This window comes from Abiotrophia sp. HMSC24B09, assembly GCF_001815865.1.
GTDB lineage: Bacteria > Bacillota > Bacilli > Lactobacillales > Aerococcaceae > Abiotrophia.
Window position 1 is genome coordinate 539,727 of record NZ_KV822195.1, and the last position, 14,665, is coordinate 554,391.

The following is a 14,665-nucleotide window of genomic DNA, read 5'->3' on the forward strand; positions in this document are numbered from 1 at the left end:
CCTATCACCTACACTTCGCCCATGTTCTCATCGGGCAACTTGCGACTGTAAGCTTTGATAATATCTGCCACTACAGGGTGACGCACCACATCGAAGGCATCAAAGGTCACAAATTGGATGCGGTCAATTCCCTTAAGCTTACTTTGAGCATCAACCAAACCTGATTTTACCCCTTTTGGCAAGTCGATTTGCGTTCTATCCCCATTAATAATCATCTTAGAGCCGAAGCCTAAACGGGTGAGGAACATTTTCATTTGGGCAATGGTGGTATTTTGAGCCTCATCTAAGATAACAAAGGCATCATCCAAGGTACGGCCCCTCATATAAGCCAGAGGAGCAATCTCAATGACGCCACGTTCCATCAGGCGGTTGGTTTGTTCTGCCCCATAGATCGTATAGAGCGCATCATAGACTGGACGCAAATATGGGTCCACCTTTTCCTTAAGGTCACCTGGCAAGAAGCCCAGGCTCTCCCCTGCTTCTACTGCTGGCCGCGTTAAGATAATCTTCTTCACTCGCCCTTCCTTCAAGGCTTGAACCGCTAGCACCACGGCCAAGAAGGTCTTCCCTGTCCCCGCAGGCCCAATGCCGAAAACCACGTCCTGTTTGGCAATAGCGCGTGTATATTGTAACTGACCAAAGTTCTTGACCCGGATGGCCCGACCATCTGCTGCTCGACCAATGACTTCCTCATAGAGATTGAGGAAGTAATCCAAGGTATTATTCTGGGCCATCTTAATCGCCGTCACAATATCCATGGTGTGCGGTGTAATATGGCGTTCTAGCAATTGCACTAATTGGTTAACAACCTCTAGTGTCAACTCAACAGCTGCTTGACGACCAGTAATAGTTAGTTGCTCACCACGCGTCGTGATAAGCACTTCAAAGTGTTCTTCAAGTAATTGTATATGGTGATCTTGATTGCCCAAAATGGCTAAAAGCCAATCCGGATTGGAAATAATTAATGTCTGACTATATGGGTGTTGTTCCGTCATAAGCAATCCCTCTCTTCTTCACGTCTCAGACGACGTCAGGCTAGATACTAGTGGACACACTAGGCTGATTCTATTATACCTTGTCTTGGACTAAAAGTCATGATTTGTGACATTTTTGCGCCTTAAAACAAAAAAACAGGAGCACAGCTCCTGTTAACTAAAACTTAGCCTAAGAGACGTTTAACAGTCTCATTAATGGCTTTACCTTCTGCTTGGCCCTTAAGGCTGCTAGCAGCTAATCCCATGACCTTGCCGAAGTCTGCCTTGCTAGTAGCTCCAACTTGCGCCATAATCTCACGAATCTTGGCCTCTAAAGCCTCAGGGCTTAGCTGTTCTGGCAAGTATTTTTGGACAATAACAATTTCGTCCTGGGTAGCAGACACCAAATCCTCGCGATCCGCTTTCTTAAATTCAGCCAGGGAATCACGACGTTGCTTGAGTTCCCGAGAAATAATGGTAATCTCTTGGTCTTGACTAAGTGGCTCAGGCTGTTCTAGCGCCTCTTTCTGGAGAGCAGCTTTCAGCATGCGCAAGACCTTAAGGCTATCTTTGTCCTTGGCCTTCATGGCAGTTTTAATATCTTGATTAATCCGTTCTGTTAAAGTCATTAGACTTCCTCCTTATAGGCTACCAATTCGATTTCAATACCAGCATTGAGCGGAAGTTTCCCCACTTGAAAGGCTGATCGAGCTGGATAGTGGTCTTGGCTAAAGTATTGGCCATAGACCCCATTGACTGTTGCAAAGTCGGCAATGTCATTGAGGAAAACAGTCGTCTTAACCACATGGTCAAAGGTCATGCCCTTTTCAGCTAATAAGGCTTTAAGGTTGGCAAAGACTTGATGGGTTTGATCTCCGATAGTAGCTGGCATATTACCAGACACAGGATCGATTGGCAATTGGCCTGAGGCATAGAGCCAGCCCTTGACATAGCTAGCATGTGAATAAGGTCCTACTGCTTTGGGTAACTTATCTGAAATAATACGTTGGATAGACATAAGTAAACTCCTTTACTCTTGATTTAATCGCTTATTCAAAGCTGAAATGATGCGGTCTGCAGCCTCCGCCACAAAATCTGGATGGGTGGCGCAATTGAGACGAACGAAAGTGGCAGTTTGACGGCCAAAGGTCACCCCAAAGTTAACTGCCAGCCCCGCTTCATGAATCATGAAATCCTTAATCTGACTTGCTGGCAAATAGGCCCCAAAATCAATAAAGGTCACATAGGTAGCTTGACGGTCAGGTATGACCAAATCCGGGAAGGCAGCTAATAGGGTTCGGCGTAAGTAGTCATCATTGTAGTCTACTGTTGCATTAAGACCTTCTAACCACTGGCTACCTGATTCATAGGCAGCTTGTGTAGCTAATAATCCCATCAGGGAGTGGCTGGCTTGATGATAAGGTGCCACGCCTCGGTCGTATGCTTGTCCTAATTTTTCATCTGGAATGACCACATGCGAATTAAGCAAACCTGCTAAGTTAAAGGTCTTAGATGGTGAGTTTAAAACAATGACTAGGTCACGATAGACGCTTAAGCGGTCATCCAAGGCAGAAACAAAGTGATTGCCTGCCGCTACAAAGTCTTGATGGATTTCGTCAGAAATCAGATAGACTTGATGGCGACGGCAAATGGCTAGGAGCTGCTCCAACTCTTCTAGACTCCAGAGACGGCCTGTTGGATTGTGCGGTGAACAGTGAATGAGTAACTTGACCTCTTCCGCTACAATTTGCTTCTCCAAGGCATCGAAGTCAATTTCATAGCGGTTATTTCGCAATTGTAACTGATAATCCACTAATTTACGGCCCGTGTCTTTAACAGCGCCGTGGAAGGGTGGATAAACAGGCGTCATAATCATGACCCCTTGACCCGGTTGGGTCAAGATTTGAACCAACCAATAGAAGCTACTGACCACCCCAGGTGAAAAACGAACCCAGTCAGACTCAATCTGTACGCCAGCTCTTTCTTGCTGCCACTTGATATAGGCTTGATAGTATTCAGGGCAAGGATAGGAATAACCAAAGACACCATGGTCTACCCGCTCATGTAAAACCTTTTGGACTTCCTCAGGCACCTTAAATTCCATATCGGCAATCCACATCCCCAGTAAATCTGGTGCTCCGAAAAGTTCCTGACTTAAGTCCCATTTCTTACAGTTACTACCACGACGGTCTGTAAAATACCGTTGGCAAAAATCAGCTACATGTTGATTCATGGTCATCCCACCTTGTCCTAATGATGTTTTTATTATCCCCTTTTCAGGGCAAATTTGCAAGTAAAGTAAAACACCCAATGACCTTGGCCACCGGGTGTTTTAAATCGCTATGTATCGCTATTTATAAGCTAGCGTAATGTTATTAAAACTTACGTTTACGAGCTGCTTCTGATTTCTTCTTACGACGTACAGATGGTTTTTCGTAAAACTCACGTTTACGTGCCTCTCTTAAAGTACCTGTTTTAGAAACGTTACGCTTAAAGCGACGAAGAGCGTCATCTAGAGATTCGTTTTCACGAACGACTGTTTTAGACATGGGTTTCCCTCCCTCCGAGCTTTTAGTAACCTTTCCTAGATAAAGCATCTAAATAAGATTCCTTGTCTATTATAGCCTACTTCTTACCTATTTTTCAATAGGCTTTTTTCATTTTTTAAGGTTTTATTACCATAATTTTCATGATTTACCTTTGCATTGCGCACACTTACCAAAGACATCAAAACGATGCCATTCGATTTCAACTTGCGATAGGTCTGTCTTAACCTGGTCCATAGGACATGCATCCAATGGGATGGTCCGGCCACACACTGTGCAGATAAAATGATGATGGTGGTGTCCATGGTCGCAGTTCCAGCAGTTAATACGGAACATTTGCTCACCATTGTACTCCGTGGCTTCTAAGAGGCCTTCGTCTACAAAATCATAAATATTGCGATAAGTCGTATTATAGCTCATCGTCGGATAGTCTTTGGCTAATTGTTGATGAATATACTTGGCGCTTAGATAGCGTTGATTTTCTGCAAATAAACGCAGAATCTCCTGACGCTTCTTGGTCATTTTATAGCCAGCTTCTTTTAACTGTGCCATGCCACGTTGTACAATTTCATCAACTGACATGTCTTCAGTCTCTTGATGGTCATGCGACTGACAGTGATGATGCCCATGGCAATCATGATGGTGATGATCAACCATATACAAGCCCCCTTCAAATATGCTATGATGTAAGTGATTAAGAATTGGAGGCGACTCACCATGGAAGACACATGTCCAACTTTACACTACTTTATTATTTCGGATGCGATTGGAGAAACTGCTCAAAAGGTTGCGCAGTCATCCCTTGTTCAATATCCGTCAGCACATAAAGTATGTCACAAATACAACTTTATTTCAAATATAAACGATTTGGATATTGCCCTAGAAGATGCAGCTGCCCATGATGGTTTAATCTTTATGACCATGATTAATAACGAGATGGCAGCCTATGCTGAACGCTTTTTCAATAAACACCAGCTGACTTACTATAACCTCATTCAACCCATTGTAGACGAAATTGGCTATCGGATTAACATGAAACCAACCAAGATTATTGGGGCCCAACACGAGCTATCTGACCGCTACTTCGACAAGATTCGGGCCATGGAATATTGTATGTCTTTTGATGACGGTAAGGACCCCAAAGGTTTCGAAGAAGCCGATATCATCCTACTGGGTGTCTCCCGTACAGGTAAGACCCCCCTCTCCATGTATCTGGCCATGTTAGGTTACAAGGCAGCTAACCTGCCACTGATTCCAGAAAACGAATTACCCGAAATCCTCTTCAAGTTAGACCCTAACAAGATTGTCGGGCTAACTAACCGTGTAGAAGTTATTAACCAACACCGGGATGCCCGTATGCGGGAATATGGCATCACCAGTCCAACTAAGTACGCCTCCTTCGATCGCATTCAGGAAGAATTTGACTTTGCCCAAGAAGTTTATAAACGCATTGGTTGCCAAACCCTAGACGTTTCCCAACGTAGCATTGAAGAATCTGCTGCCATTATCCTCAAGATGCTAGACCTACACAAGCATGAAAACTAAGGCAAAATGCCCTGACAGAACATTCTGTCAGGGCATTTTTATGCTTATTCTGCCTCTACTTGGAGATGTAACTCTTGTAATTGAGCACTCGCAACATCACTTGGAGCCTGGATAAAGGTATCCACCCCACGACCATTCTTAGGAAAGGCAATGACTTCCCGGATGTTTGGCTCTTTGGCTAAAAGCATAACCAAACGGTCTAGACCGAGCGCCAAACCACCGTGTGGCGGGAAGCCGTAGTCTAAGGCGTCCAAGAGGAAGCCAAATTGACTTTGTGCTTCTTCTGGTGTGAAACCAAGCAAGTCGAACATTTGCTCCTGCATGGCACGGGTGTGAATCCGGATGGAGCCCCCACCAATCTCATAGCCGTTAAGCACGATGTCATAGGCCTGCGCCAGGGCTTGATCTGGATTGGCCTTAAGGGCTTCTAAATCAAGGTTTTGTGGCGAAGTAAATGGGTGGTGGGCTGCGAAGTAGCGCCCTGCTTCTTCGTCATATTCGAAGAGCGGCCAGTCGGTAATCCAGACAAAGGCTAAGGCATCCTCGTCGAAGAGTTGATGAGCTTTGGCTAGGTTAACCCGTAACTCACCCAAAGCAGCAGCAACCACATGAGGTTTATCCGCTACGAAGAAGAGAATGTCACCAGGTTCCCCTTGGGTCAAGTCTAGAATAGCTTGCGTGTCAGCTGGTTCAGCAAAGAACTTGGCAATTGGACCGTTCAAGCCTTCTTCGGTTACTTTCAACCAAGCAAGGCCTTTGGCGCCATATGGTTTGACTACTTCTACTAAAGCATCCGCGGTCTTACGAGTGTAAGCATCGGCTTGCCCCTTAAGGTTAATAGCCTTAACCTGGCCACCCTCTTTGACCGTGTTAGCAAAGACAGAAAATTGACAGTTGGCAGCAAAGTCACTTAAATCCTTCAAGGTCATGTCAAAACGAATATCTGGTTTATCCACCCCATAATGAGCCATGGCGTGGGCATAAGTCATGCTTGGGAAGGCATCAGTCATATCCAGACCTCTGGTAGCTTTGACCACTTCTTTTAGCATTTGTTCCACGATTTCTTGAATGTCAGCTTGTTTTAAGAAGCTAGTTTCTAAGTCAATCTGGGTAAATTCTGGTTGGCGGTCACCCCGCAAGTCTTCATCACGGAAGCAACGCACGATTTGATAGTAACGGTCAAATCCTGCCCCCATCAACAATTGCTTGAATAATTGCGGGGATTGAGGTAAGGCGAAGAACTTACCTGCTTCACGGGTTGCAACCAAGTAGTCGCGCGCCCCTTCAGGTGTGGACTTAGTCAAATAAGGTGTCTCAACATCGATAAAGCCTAAATCATCCAAATAACGGCGGATGGCGCTAGTAACTTGGTGACGGAGGCGTAAGTTAGCTTGCATACGTGGACGACGAAGGTCTAAGAAGCGATGACGCATACGGAGATCATCTTGAATCTCAGCCTCATTGTCTAAGTAGATAGGTGGTGTCTTAGAAGTAGCTAAAATGGTCAACTTCTCAGCCATTAATTCATAATCACCAGTTGGTATTTTGGCGTTACGCTGTTTCTCATCACGGTATTGCAGCGTCCCCGTCACTTCTAGGACATACTCGCTACGAATACGCTCAGCGTCGGCCATGGCCTCCCCTAAGTGGTCGCCATTGAGCACAACCTGACAGAAACCTTCACGGTCTCTTAAGTCAATAAAGATTAAGCCCCCTAGGTCGCGTCGTTTTTGTACCCAACCTTTAAGTGTGATTGTTTGGCCCACTTGTTCTTGGCCGACTTGCCCACAGTACAAACGTTTCGTGGTCATTAAAATTCCCCCTTAAAATACTTATCAATGACTGAGGTATCCACCGTTAATTGGCGGTAAGTCCCCATAAAGTCTTCTAATACTTGATCAAGTGGCAGTGTAACTTGCTTGCCACTAGCTGGATGCTTGGCTTGTACGGTCCCGGCTGCTAACTCGTCTTCCCCGATTGTCAAAATCACTTGGGCTTTGAGCTTATCAGCCTGCTTAAATTGTGCCTTGAGGCCGCGATCCAGATAATCCCGCTCAGCCAACAAGCCTTCTTTACGGGCTGCTTGAACTAGACGCAAGGCCATGATATTGCTTGCCTGGCCTAGGCTCATAACGTAAACGTCGAAAGGTTCAGCTTCAGGTACTTCCACTTCCTGTTGCTTAAGGAGTAGCAAGAGACGTTCTACCCCAATCCCGAAGCCAAAACCAGGTGTAGCAGGTCCACCAAGAGCCTCTACCAGACCATCATAACGGCCACCACCACAGATGGTAGATTTAGCACCAATGGCTTGATCATCTACCATAATCTCAAAAATCGTATCTTGATAGTAATCCAAACCACGAACCACTGATGGATCAACTACATATGGAATCTCTAGGGCCTCTAACATGGCCTTTACGGTCTCGAAGTGTTCCTTGCTTTCTGGGCTGAGGTAGTCTGGAATCTTTGGCGCATTGGCAACTAGAGCCTTATCTTCTGGTGCCTTAGAATCTAAAATCCGCATAGGATTGTCAGACAGGCGACGTTGTGAGTCTGCACTTAACTGGTCAGCCAATGGTGTGAAATAGTCAACCAAGGCTTGACGGTAGCGTGCTCGATCTTGGGCTGAACCCAGGGAGTTAACATAGAGGGTTAAACCTTCAATGCCCAATTCCTGGAAGAAGTCCCATGCCAGAGCGATGGTTTCCGCATCTGTCGCCGGATTGGTCGAACCAAAAACTTCTACCCCAATCTGATTAAATTGACGTTGTCGGCCAGCTTGAGGGCGTTCATATCGGAACATAGACCCCATATAGTAGACTTTGTATGGTTTAGCATGTTCGGGGCCAAAAAGTTTGTTCTCAACAAAGGCCCGAACAACCCCTGCTGTCCCTTCCGGACGTAAGGCGCAATGGCGATCGCCCTTATCCTTAAAGTCATACATTTCCTTGGATACAATCTCCGAAGTATCCCCTGATGAGCGAGCAAATAGCTCATAGGCTTCAAATAAGGGAGTCCGGATTTCTTGGAAATTATAGGTTTCAAAAACTGCGCGGGCAGAATCTTCTATATACTGCCAGATTCGACTTTCTGCTGGCAAGATATCGACTGTGCCCTTCATTCTTTTCACTTGTGCCATGATAAGATCCTCCTAGTAAATATTGGTGATGGTTCCCTATAAAAGCAAACACGTCCTATAACCCCTGAGGATTATAGGACGTGTCAAAACGTGGTACCACCTATTCTTCGCATGATTTCAACATGCCTTTGGACCGTAACGGGGTCAGCGGAACAAGTTTTCACTCATTCATCTCGGTAGTGTCTTGAAGGTTTAAATTGTGTCCTTGCAGCCTAGGGAACACTCTCTGAAGCAAAACCTCTACTTGTCTACGTCATCGATTTCTTTGCTTATTTCTCCGTATTTTACCGCGTTTTATTTTCTATGTCAAGCCTATTGTGCTATAGACGAAGATTCTAAATACTGCTCCAGACCCTTAACAATGGCCTCCGCTACTGCATCATAGTAGCCAGAATTTTGAATCAGTTTCAAGTCGTCTTTATTACTCATGTAACCTAATTCTAAGAGCAGACTTGGCTGATGATTTTCTCTCAAGACATAGTAGTTACCGAAGTGAACCCCATTATTGCCGACGGCTTGATTATTGAGTTGGATTTTAGCTAACTCCGTATTGACTAAATTGGCTAAGGATTCATCTTGGGTATGATAGTAGTAAGTCGTAATCCCCGAAGCGATGTCGCTACTTGCCTCATCAAAGTGAATACTAATAAAGGCATCAACTTTTTCCTGATTAGCTAGCTGAGCTCGCTCTTCAAGGCTGACATCTGTGTCGGTAGTACGGCTCATGATGACAACCGCACCTTGAGCTTCCAGTTTGGCTTTTAAGACATTCGAAGCAGCCAAGGTGACGGCCTTCTCTTGAGCATATGGATCTTGACTAATAGCACCTGGGTCGCTCCCACCGTGGCCCGCATCAATTAAGATGACCGCCCCATTAAGCGAACGAGCAATCGGCCCATCCACATGGTCTTTAGAGGCATCTTCAAAGGCTACAATACGAGACTCTACATAGCCACGTTGACCATTTTGGTCCTCTACATGATAGAATTCTGTCCCGTCGTCGCCATTAACCGTTCCCAGATATTTGAAACGTTGATTAAAGCTTGGGTTGTAGTAAGGCGTGCTCTCAAGATTTGGCTCACTGTGGAAGGCCTGACCTTCTGATCGAACTTGAATATATTGGGCATTGGTAATGTCAATATCCTCAGGCCGAATCGTCTCTTGTTGAGCTTGAATTTGCTCCTTGGTAGAAAGGTTTAAGTCAGCCGTGGCCACATAGCCCGGTTGGTTATTGACAATCAGTTCAGTCCAGCCCTTAGACTCACTCACCACGTCGTATTGGTAACCTTCTGTCAAATCCCGAATCTTGGCACTTGAAGTGGATGCCTTTTGGTAGAAAGGTGTGGTCTTCTTAACTTGAGCCGTCAAGCCCTGGTCAGAAGATAGACTAGGTTGGTCTAATAGCCATTGGGGCAGCCACCCTTCTCGCTGGCGATAGCGAACATTTAGCCAGTTATCCTCTTTCTTAATGACATGTACCACTTGGTCTTTGCTAATAGCACTAATAGCCTTGGAATTGGTATCTGGTGCTTGTCGCAGGGTCACACTGGCATTTTGAATGGTCACCTGACTAGAGGTTTGAACCCAGAAAACCACCAGGCTAGACAGGGTCAGAATGACTAGCAAGACTAGCAAGGGGAAATAGCGTGGTGACCGCATAGCTTGGCCTAATTTATTGATCTTTTGCACTTTATTCCCCCTCCTTTCACTAATGCTAATCTATTATATCAAGCGCTTTCCTCTGTTTTCAACTTATGATTGTGCTTGTCATCTAAACGTAATATAGTTTCTGGACAAATAGTAAGAAAACAGCTCGTAGTCATTACTACGAGCTGTGGCTTGTATCTTATGCCGCGTCTTACTTCTTCACTTCACGGTGTAAAGTTACTTTACGCAATCTTGGGCAGTATTTTTTTACTTCTAAACGATCTGGGTTATTACGTTTGTTTTTGGTAGTTAAGTAATTACGATCGCCGCATTCTGTACATTCTAAGTTAATGTTAACACGCATTGTCACAACCTCCTCAAATCATTTCTTGCTGATACCTCAACAGTACTCAAGTATTATAGCACGAACACTTTATAAATCTCAAGCATTTTTTGAAAAAACTTGAAATTATGGCACTTACTAGCTCATCAGGTCAAGACTAGCTAGCTAAAGCCAGTCTTTTAGTCTTTCATAAGCTCGTAGACCTGCTGGCCAATCTCTTGGAGCGGCTTTAACAAGTCGCCATCTCCTGGACCTTCCTGCAGCACCACTAATACATAGGCTGATTGATTAGTTAACTGAACAAGTGCCGCATCATGTTGTAAGCCTTGGGCAGAGTTGGTGCCTGTCTTATTATAGCTGATGACGCCTTGAGGAAGTAACGCAACTAGCCCTTGACGATCTGTTTGTTGGGCTAAGTAGTCTAAGAAAATTTGATCTTGCTCTTGCCCTACTAGCTTATGTTGATATAGCTTGGCTAAGAGCTGGCCGACTTCACGCGCACTGGTGAAGTTTTCCCTGCCTTCAGCAATCGCGGCCTGGTCCATCATTAAGCGCTGTAAACGAGTATCTTGATAGCCAAGTGACTGAATCTTTGCTTGAACCGCAGATAAGCCACCTAGACGTTCAATAATCAGATTGGTTGCGGTATTATCAGAGTGAATTAACATTTCTAAGGCTAACTCTTCAAGACTATAGGAAGTGCCCGGCTCTGCCGCTTGGAGATTGCCAGTCCCTCCTACCTGGTCTTCAGCCATCATGCTGATTATCTCTTGCCAACTTATGCGTTCAGCCTTAATTTCCTCTAACAAGACCTGCATGATGAAGAGTTTGATAATGCTAGCCGACTTGATTGGACCCGACTGATTGACCAAGGCAGTCCCTTTACTAATTGGCGTCACTTCTTGGAAATAATAGGCAAGCTTAGTTGATTTCGTTCCATATAAATCAGAGAATGCTGACTGGACAGCTTGATTCTTATCGGAGAGAGACTCGCTTTGTTCGGATGCGACAGACTGACTATCCGAGAATACTTCAAGTAGGCTAGTAGAGGTCTCCGATTCCTGACTAGACACAAGAACTGAACTCGAAACTTCAGGTTTCTTAGGGTTTTGTGTCATGGCTTGATAAAGGAGAAAGCCAAGTCCCAAGAATGCGACCCCAGCGACTAGCATCAAGATGATAATTAAGTATCGACTGTAGTCAGGTTGGCGATTTGATGACATAGTATTTCCTCCCCTTATTACTTAAGGACCAGCTTGTCTGTCAACGTCCTATGGCTTTTTGGACTCTATCTCGAAATAGATTTCCTTATTGGCAAATTCGTTCTTAACCTTCAAGAGCAGCTTTTCTTCTTTTGGTGCAGGTAAAATGACATATCCTTTTACACTTCCTCCACCCAGCATATAACGCGATTCATATTGGTCTCTAGCCTTCTTAAATTGGTAGAATCCCTTAAAGACATGGTCTTGACCTTGACTATCCACTAAGGATAAATGACTTTTACTTGGACTGGACTCAAAAAACTTGTCTTCAAGAGTTGGCGCCAAGCTAGACTCCATATGTAAAACTAAGAATTCTTGGTCTGACTCCATATCATCAGCCATGTTTTGGTAATCATCCGGGCTAAGTAAATCCATAGCCTTTTGATTAGCTTGATCTCCACGCCAAGCATTTAAAACTGTTATCCTGTGAGATATAGCTAGGATACCGTAACCACTATCACTAGCCTCATAGGGAACGACGTAGTTAATTGGCTTGGTTTCTGTGAAAGGAACTGGCTTTTCCTTTGTTCCCCATTGTGCTTGTTCAGGAGTTTCTGCTTGGACTTCCTTAGTAGGAACTGTAGTGTCTTGCCCCTTCTCTACTTGGAAGAAAACTCGATCAGATAGGCCATCCTTGGAGTAACTAAAGATAAGTGGAGTATCTTTGGGAACAATTGCGACCAAATAGCCATCATGCTCATTACCAGGATATAAAGACAACATATCAAAGGCCAACTCGTCTGGCAAGTCGGCAACATATTCATTTGGAATCCCGCTCCCAGACAAATCGAAGAAAGGATTGATAATACCGGCGTTGGTAAACTCTTCATGATTTTCATCGCCCGACTTGTAGGCTAGTTTTAGATGCAATAAGAGAATCTCTTGGTCGTCATCCAAAGGCTGACGGTTGGGCTGGTAGGATGGCGCTAGCTGCTGCAATTGATTCTCAGCCTTCTGGCCCCGCCAAGATTCAAGGATGGTAAAGGAAAGCTGGCTCTTGGATCCGTCACGAGACTTCTTCTCATAGTCTAAGGCCTCTCCTAAAGGAATGGGATTTTGTCGTGAACCTTTTTCCTTAGCAGGAGATTCATCTTGACGATTGTTGCCTGTGCTACTAGCCAGATCACTACTTTCGCTAGCCTGAATAAGGGCCAAAGGTTGACTCATGCCTAAACCTAGCAAGGCCAAAAGAATTGCGAATTTTTGCTTCATATCCTATACCTCATTTCATAGAACTTGGCATCATTATAACAAAGTTGCCACTCATCTACAAGTCATTCTAAAAAAGACTAGAAAGTGCTTGCTCTCTAGTCAGATAATACTTCATTTATCCCTGGCGTCGTCTAATTTCAACTTGTTTGAGGTAGATAAGGCCAGCAGCAGCTGCTACAGCAGAGACACCCCCGAGTAGTAACCAATAGCTTTCATCCTCAGAAGCCGATGATGGTATAGGCTCCGTACTCACACTACTATTCGATTCTGATGAATCAATAGACGCATTATAAGAACTTGCGCTTGAATGAGAAACTTGACTTGAACTCACACTTGCGTTTTCTTCTTTTTCTTCAATTGATTCACCACTCGCTTGTGTTCTTTGGGCCATCACGTTAGCTTTTTCCACCAAGCTCGGTAATTCTCTACGAGGTCTTTGTTCAAGCGGACTAGGCGTTTCATCCTCGTTAGGTGACGTTTGATTTGGATCTAGAAGAGGCTTAGGCTCCTCTCCATCTGGTTTAGGATCAGGTTGTGGTAATATAGGATCCATAGGAGATATTGGATCTAATGGAGGCTGTGGCTCCACTGGATCAATAGGTAGAATAGGTTCAGTAGGTCTTGAAGGATCTAAAGGATTGCTAGGATCCGTTGGTTGCTTGGGCTCTGACACCTTGCTGGCTGTTAAGAAATTAAGTGTCAAGAAATATTGACTTTCTTGATTTCTGCTTACAATACGCGTCAAACCTAAGCCTAAGAGCGGCTGACGACTAGACCTAGCACTGTCAACACTAAGCAAATAGCGCGCCGGCAGATAAGAATCTGCATGACTTTCAAATAACATTCCGATAATGCCCTGATAGATTGCGCCTTTTACTTGACCAAGATTCTTAGCTTCTGCAAAATCCGTCTTCATTGGCATCCAATATTGATACCAGGCACTATCGTAGGGGCCAAATAGTTCGGATTCCCATTGACCATGAAACCCTTGCTCATTTGCTTGCCAATTCTGTGATTGATAACGATTGGCCAATACTTGGCTGGCTTCTTGAAGAGAAGCATCAACTTGATAAGGCTGATGTCCCCATTTAGCACGCAAAGGATTGACTAAATCAGTCAGCCACTTTGCCAAATGCATTCTCTCTTTATCCTGCAGATTATCAATAGCCAGGGAAGTTTCGGAGTCTAGTTTACTTGGTAGATAGTCAGAATTTTGCTCTAAGCCGCGTTGACCAGCTTCTATCAAGTTTGGCTCATTTTTTAAGAGTTCCTCCTCAGTATATCCTTCAGGCAAACTGATGGATGACCAAGTGTTTTGCTCAGATGACTGCAAATTGTCTGATTGTTCACTCTTATCTACTTGACTGGACACAGCAGGACTTGCTGACATTTCAGACTGTAGGCCGTCTGAAGACTCTTGGCTAGTCACAGATCCTTTCTCTTCTTGAGCGCTAACATGGTGACCATGAGACGTCAGCCAAAGGAAGGATGCTACCGCAACGGACACAAGACCCACACTTAATTTACGGATAGCATAGTGGTTAATTCTGGATTTCATGGGGGTAACCTCCTCACTTATCGCTTCAGTATTCTGTGTCCTATTATAGCAATCTCTTGGCTCAAAACCTACCTAAAATCTGACTTAACACCCAAAATTTACCTTACTGTCATATTATTAACATTATCGACGAAATGAAAAAAGACAGCCTGAGCTGTCTTTTTCAAATTATATTTTACGACGCTTGAATACCAGTAATGCGATTCCTGCTATAGCTGTCATAATGGCAGCCCCAAGCACTAGCAGGTTAGAGCTCTCACCAGTGTCTGGCAAGGCCTGTCCTACTGGACTTTGACCATTGTCTTTTGGCGCCATTTCACTTGGTTTATTTGAATCACTAGCCTTGGCCTGACCAAGTCTATCAGCAGCAAGGTCACTTACTTGACTCGGTTGGCTCGGAGTCGTTGGTTGACTCGGTTGGCTCGGAGTCGTTGGCTGA

15 protein-coding genes are annotated in these 14,665 nt (G+C 44.6%); 1 reads left to right on the plus strand and 14 read right to left on the minus strand.

The window, feature by feature from the left end:
- Window positions 1-8 precede the first annotated feature (8 nt).
- The 6 genes from HMPREF3093_RS03675 to HMPREF3093_RS03700 form a co-directional block, all read right to left on the minus strand.
- Window positions 9-995: a PhoH family protein gene (locus HMPREF3093_RS03675; RefSeq protein ID WP_023392036.1), complete on the minus strand. Its 987-nt coding sequence runs from the start codon at window positions 993-995 to the stop codon at window positions 9-11.
- Window positions 996-1,159: 164 nt separating this feature from the next.
- Complete coding sequence (locus tag HMPREF3093_RS03680) at window positions 1,160-1,603, minus strand: GatB/YqeY domain-containing protein (protein ID WP_070755649.1); 444 nt, start codon at window positions 1,601-1,603, stop codon at window positions 1,160-1,162.
- Window positions 1,603-1,992 (minus strand): RidA family protein, encoded by a 390-nt coding sequence (locus HMPREF3093_RS03685; protein WP_070755650.1) that lies wholly within the window; start codon window positions 1,990-1,992, stop codon window positions 1,603-1,605. The genes HMPREF3093_RS03680 and HMPREF3093_RS03685 overlap by 1 nt, the downstream gene beginning before the upstream one ends.
- 12 nt (window positions 1,993-2,004) lie before the next feature.
- Window positions 2,005-3,207: a MalY/PatB family protein gene (locus HMPREF3093_RS03690; RefSeq protein WP_070755651.1), complete on the minus strand. Its 1,203-nt coding sequence runs from the start codon at window positions 3,205-3,207 to the stop codon at window positions 2,005-2,007.
- Between the two features lie 142 nt (window positions 3,208-3,349).
- The gene (gene rpsU, locus HMPREF3093_RS03695; RefSeq protein WP_035364261.1) at window positions 3,350-3,523 is read right to left on the minus strand and encodes a 30S ribosomal protein S21; all 174 of its coding nucleotides are present in this window, start codon (window positions 3,521-3,523) and stop codon (window positions 3,350-3,352) included.
- 138 nt (window positions 3,524-3,661) lie between these two features.
- Complete coding sequence (locus HMPREF3093_RS03700; RefSeq protein WP_257244497.1) at window positions 3,662-4,177, minus strand: Fur family transcriptional regulator; 516 nt, start codon at window positions 4,175-4,177, stop codon at window positions 3,662-3,664.
- 60 nt (window positions 4,178-4,237) lie between these two features.
- Between HMPREF3093_RS03700 and HMPREF3093_RS03705 the strand changes: the two genes are divergently transcribed.
- Window positions 4,238-5,065 carry a pyruvate, water dikinase regulatory protein gene (locus HMPREF3093_RS03705; RefSeq protein WP_070755652.1) on the plus strand — a complete coding sequence of 276 codons (828 nt, stop codon included), beginning with the start codon at window positions 4,238-4,240 and terminating at the stop codon, window positions 5,063-5,065.
- Between the two features lie 44 nt (window positions 5,066-5,109).
- Here HMPREF3093_RS03705 and aspS read toward each other — a convergent pair whose 3' ends face one another.
- The 8 genes from aspS to HMPREF3093_RS03745 form a co-directional block, all read right to left on the minus strand.
- Complete coding sequence (gene aspS, locus HMPREF3093_RS03710) at window positions 5,110-6,876, minus strand: aspartate--tRNA ligase (protein WP_070755653.1); 1,767 nt, start codon at window positions 6,874-6,876, stop codon at window positions 5,110-5,112.
- Window positions 6,876-8,204 (minus strand): histidine--tRNA ligase, encoded by a 1,329-nt coding sequence (gene hisS, locus HMPREF3093_RS03715; RefSeq protein ID WP_070755654.1) that lies wholly within the window; start codon window positions 8,202-8,204, stop codon window positions 6,876-6,878. Before hisS ends, aspS begins: the two co-directional genes overlap by 1 nt.
- Before the next feature lie 312 nt (window positions 8,205-8,516).
- The gene (locus HMPREF3093_RS03720) at window positions 8,517-9,893 is read right to left on the minus strand and encodes an N-acetylmuramoyl-L-alanine amidase (protein ID WP_070755655.1); all 1,377 of its coding nucleotides are present in this window, start codon (window positions 9,891-9,893) and stop codon (window positions 8,517-8,519) included.
- A gap of 169 nt (window positions 9,894-10,062) precedes the next feature.
- The gene (rpmG, locus tag HMPREF3093_RS03725) at window positions 10,063-10,215 is read right to left on the minus strand and encodes a 50S ribosomal protein L33 (RefSeq protein ID WP_070755656.1); all 153 of its coding nucleotides are present in this window, start codon (window positions 10,213-10,215) and stop codon (window positions 10,063-10,065) included.
- Between the two features lie 158 nt (window positions 10,216-10,373).
- A complete protein-coding gene (locus HMPREF3093_RS03730) occupies window positions 10,374-11,417 on the minus strand; it encodes a serine hydrolase (protein WP_070755657.1) in 1,044 nt (347 codons plus the stop codon).
- Window positions 11,418-11,465: 48 nt separating this feature from the next.
- Window positions 11,466-12,668 (minus strand): hypothetical protein, encoded by a 1,203-nt coding sequence (locus HMPREF3093_RS03735; protein ID WP_070755658.1) that lies wholly within the window; start codon window positions 12,666-12,668, stop codon window positions 11,466-11,468.
- Window positions 12,669-12,783: 115 nt separating this feature from the next.
- A complete protein-coding gene (locus HMPREF3093_RS03740; RefSeq protein WP_070755659.1) occupies window positions 12,784-14,226 on the minus strand; it encodes a YSIRK-type signal peptide-containing protein in 1,443 nt (480 codons plus the stop codon).
- 168 nt (window positions 14,227-14,394) lie between these two features.
- Window positions 14,395-14,665: LPXTG cell wall anchor domain-containing protein (locus tag HMPREF3093_RS03745; protein WP_143227641.1), on the minus strand; the 271-nt coding region annotated here is incomplete at its 5' end.

Coding starts and splice junctions, on each gene's coding strand:
- HMPREF3093_RS03740 (WP_070755659.1), bottom strand. CDS start 14,226: ATGAAATCCAGAATTAACCACTATGCTATCCGTAAATTAAGTGTGGGT.
- HMPREF3093_RS03675 (WP_023392036.1), bottom strand. CDS start 995: ATGACGGAACAACACCCATATAGTCAGACATTAATTATTTCCAATCCG.
- rpmG (WP_070755656.1), bottom strand. CDS start 10,215: ATGCGTGTTAACATTAACTTAGAATGTACAGAATGCGGCGATCGTAAT.
- HMPREF3093_RS03680 (WP_070755649.1), bottom strand. CDS start 1,603: ATGACTTTAACAGAACGGATTAATCAAGATATTAAAACTGCCATGAAG.
- HMPREF3093_RS03735 (WP_070755658.1), bottom strand. CDS start 12,668: ATGAAGCAAAAATTCGCAATTCTTTTGGCCTTGCTAGGTTTAGGCATG.
- HMPREF3093_RS03685 (WP_070755650.1), bottom strand. CDS start 1,992: ATGTCTATCCAACGTATTATTTCAGATAAGTTACCCAAAGCAGTAGGA.
- HMPREF3093_RS03730 (WP_070755657.1), bottom strand. CDS start 11,417: ATGTCATCAAATCGCCAACCTGACTACAGTCGATACTTAATTATCATC.
- HMPREF3093_RS03705 (WP_070755652.1), top strand. CDS start 4,238: ATGGAAGACACATGTCCAACTTTACACTACTTTATTATTTCGGATGCG.
- hisS (WP_070755654.1), bottom strand. CDS start 8,204: ATGGCACAAGTGAAAAGAATGAAGGGCACAGTCGATATCTTGCCAGCA.
- HMPREF3093_RS03700 (WP_257244497.1), bottom strand. CDS start 4,177: ATGGTTGATCATCACCATCATGATTGCCATGGGCATCATCACTGTCAG.
- rpsU (WP_035364261.1), bottom strand. CDS start 3,523: ATGTCTAAAACAGTCGTTCGTGAAAACGAATCTCTAGATGACGCTCTT.
- HMPREF3093_RS03690 (WP_070755651.1), bottom strand. CDS start 3,207: ATGAATCAACATGTAGCTGATTTTTGCCAACGGTATTTTACAGACCGT.
- aspS (WP_070755653.1), bottom strand. CDS start 6,876: ATGACCACGAAACGTTTGTACTGTGGGCAAGTCGGCCAAGAACAAGTG.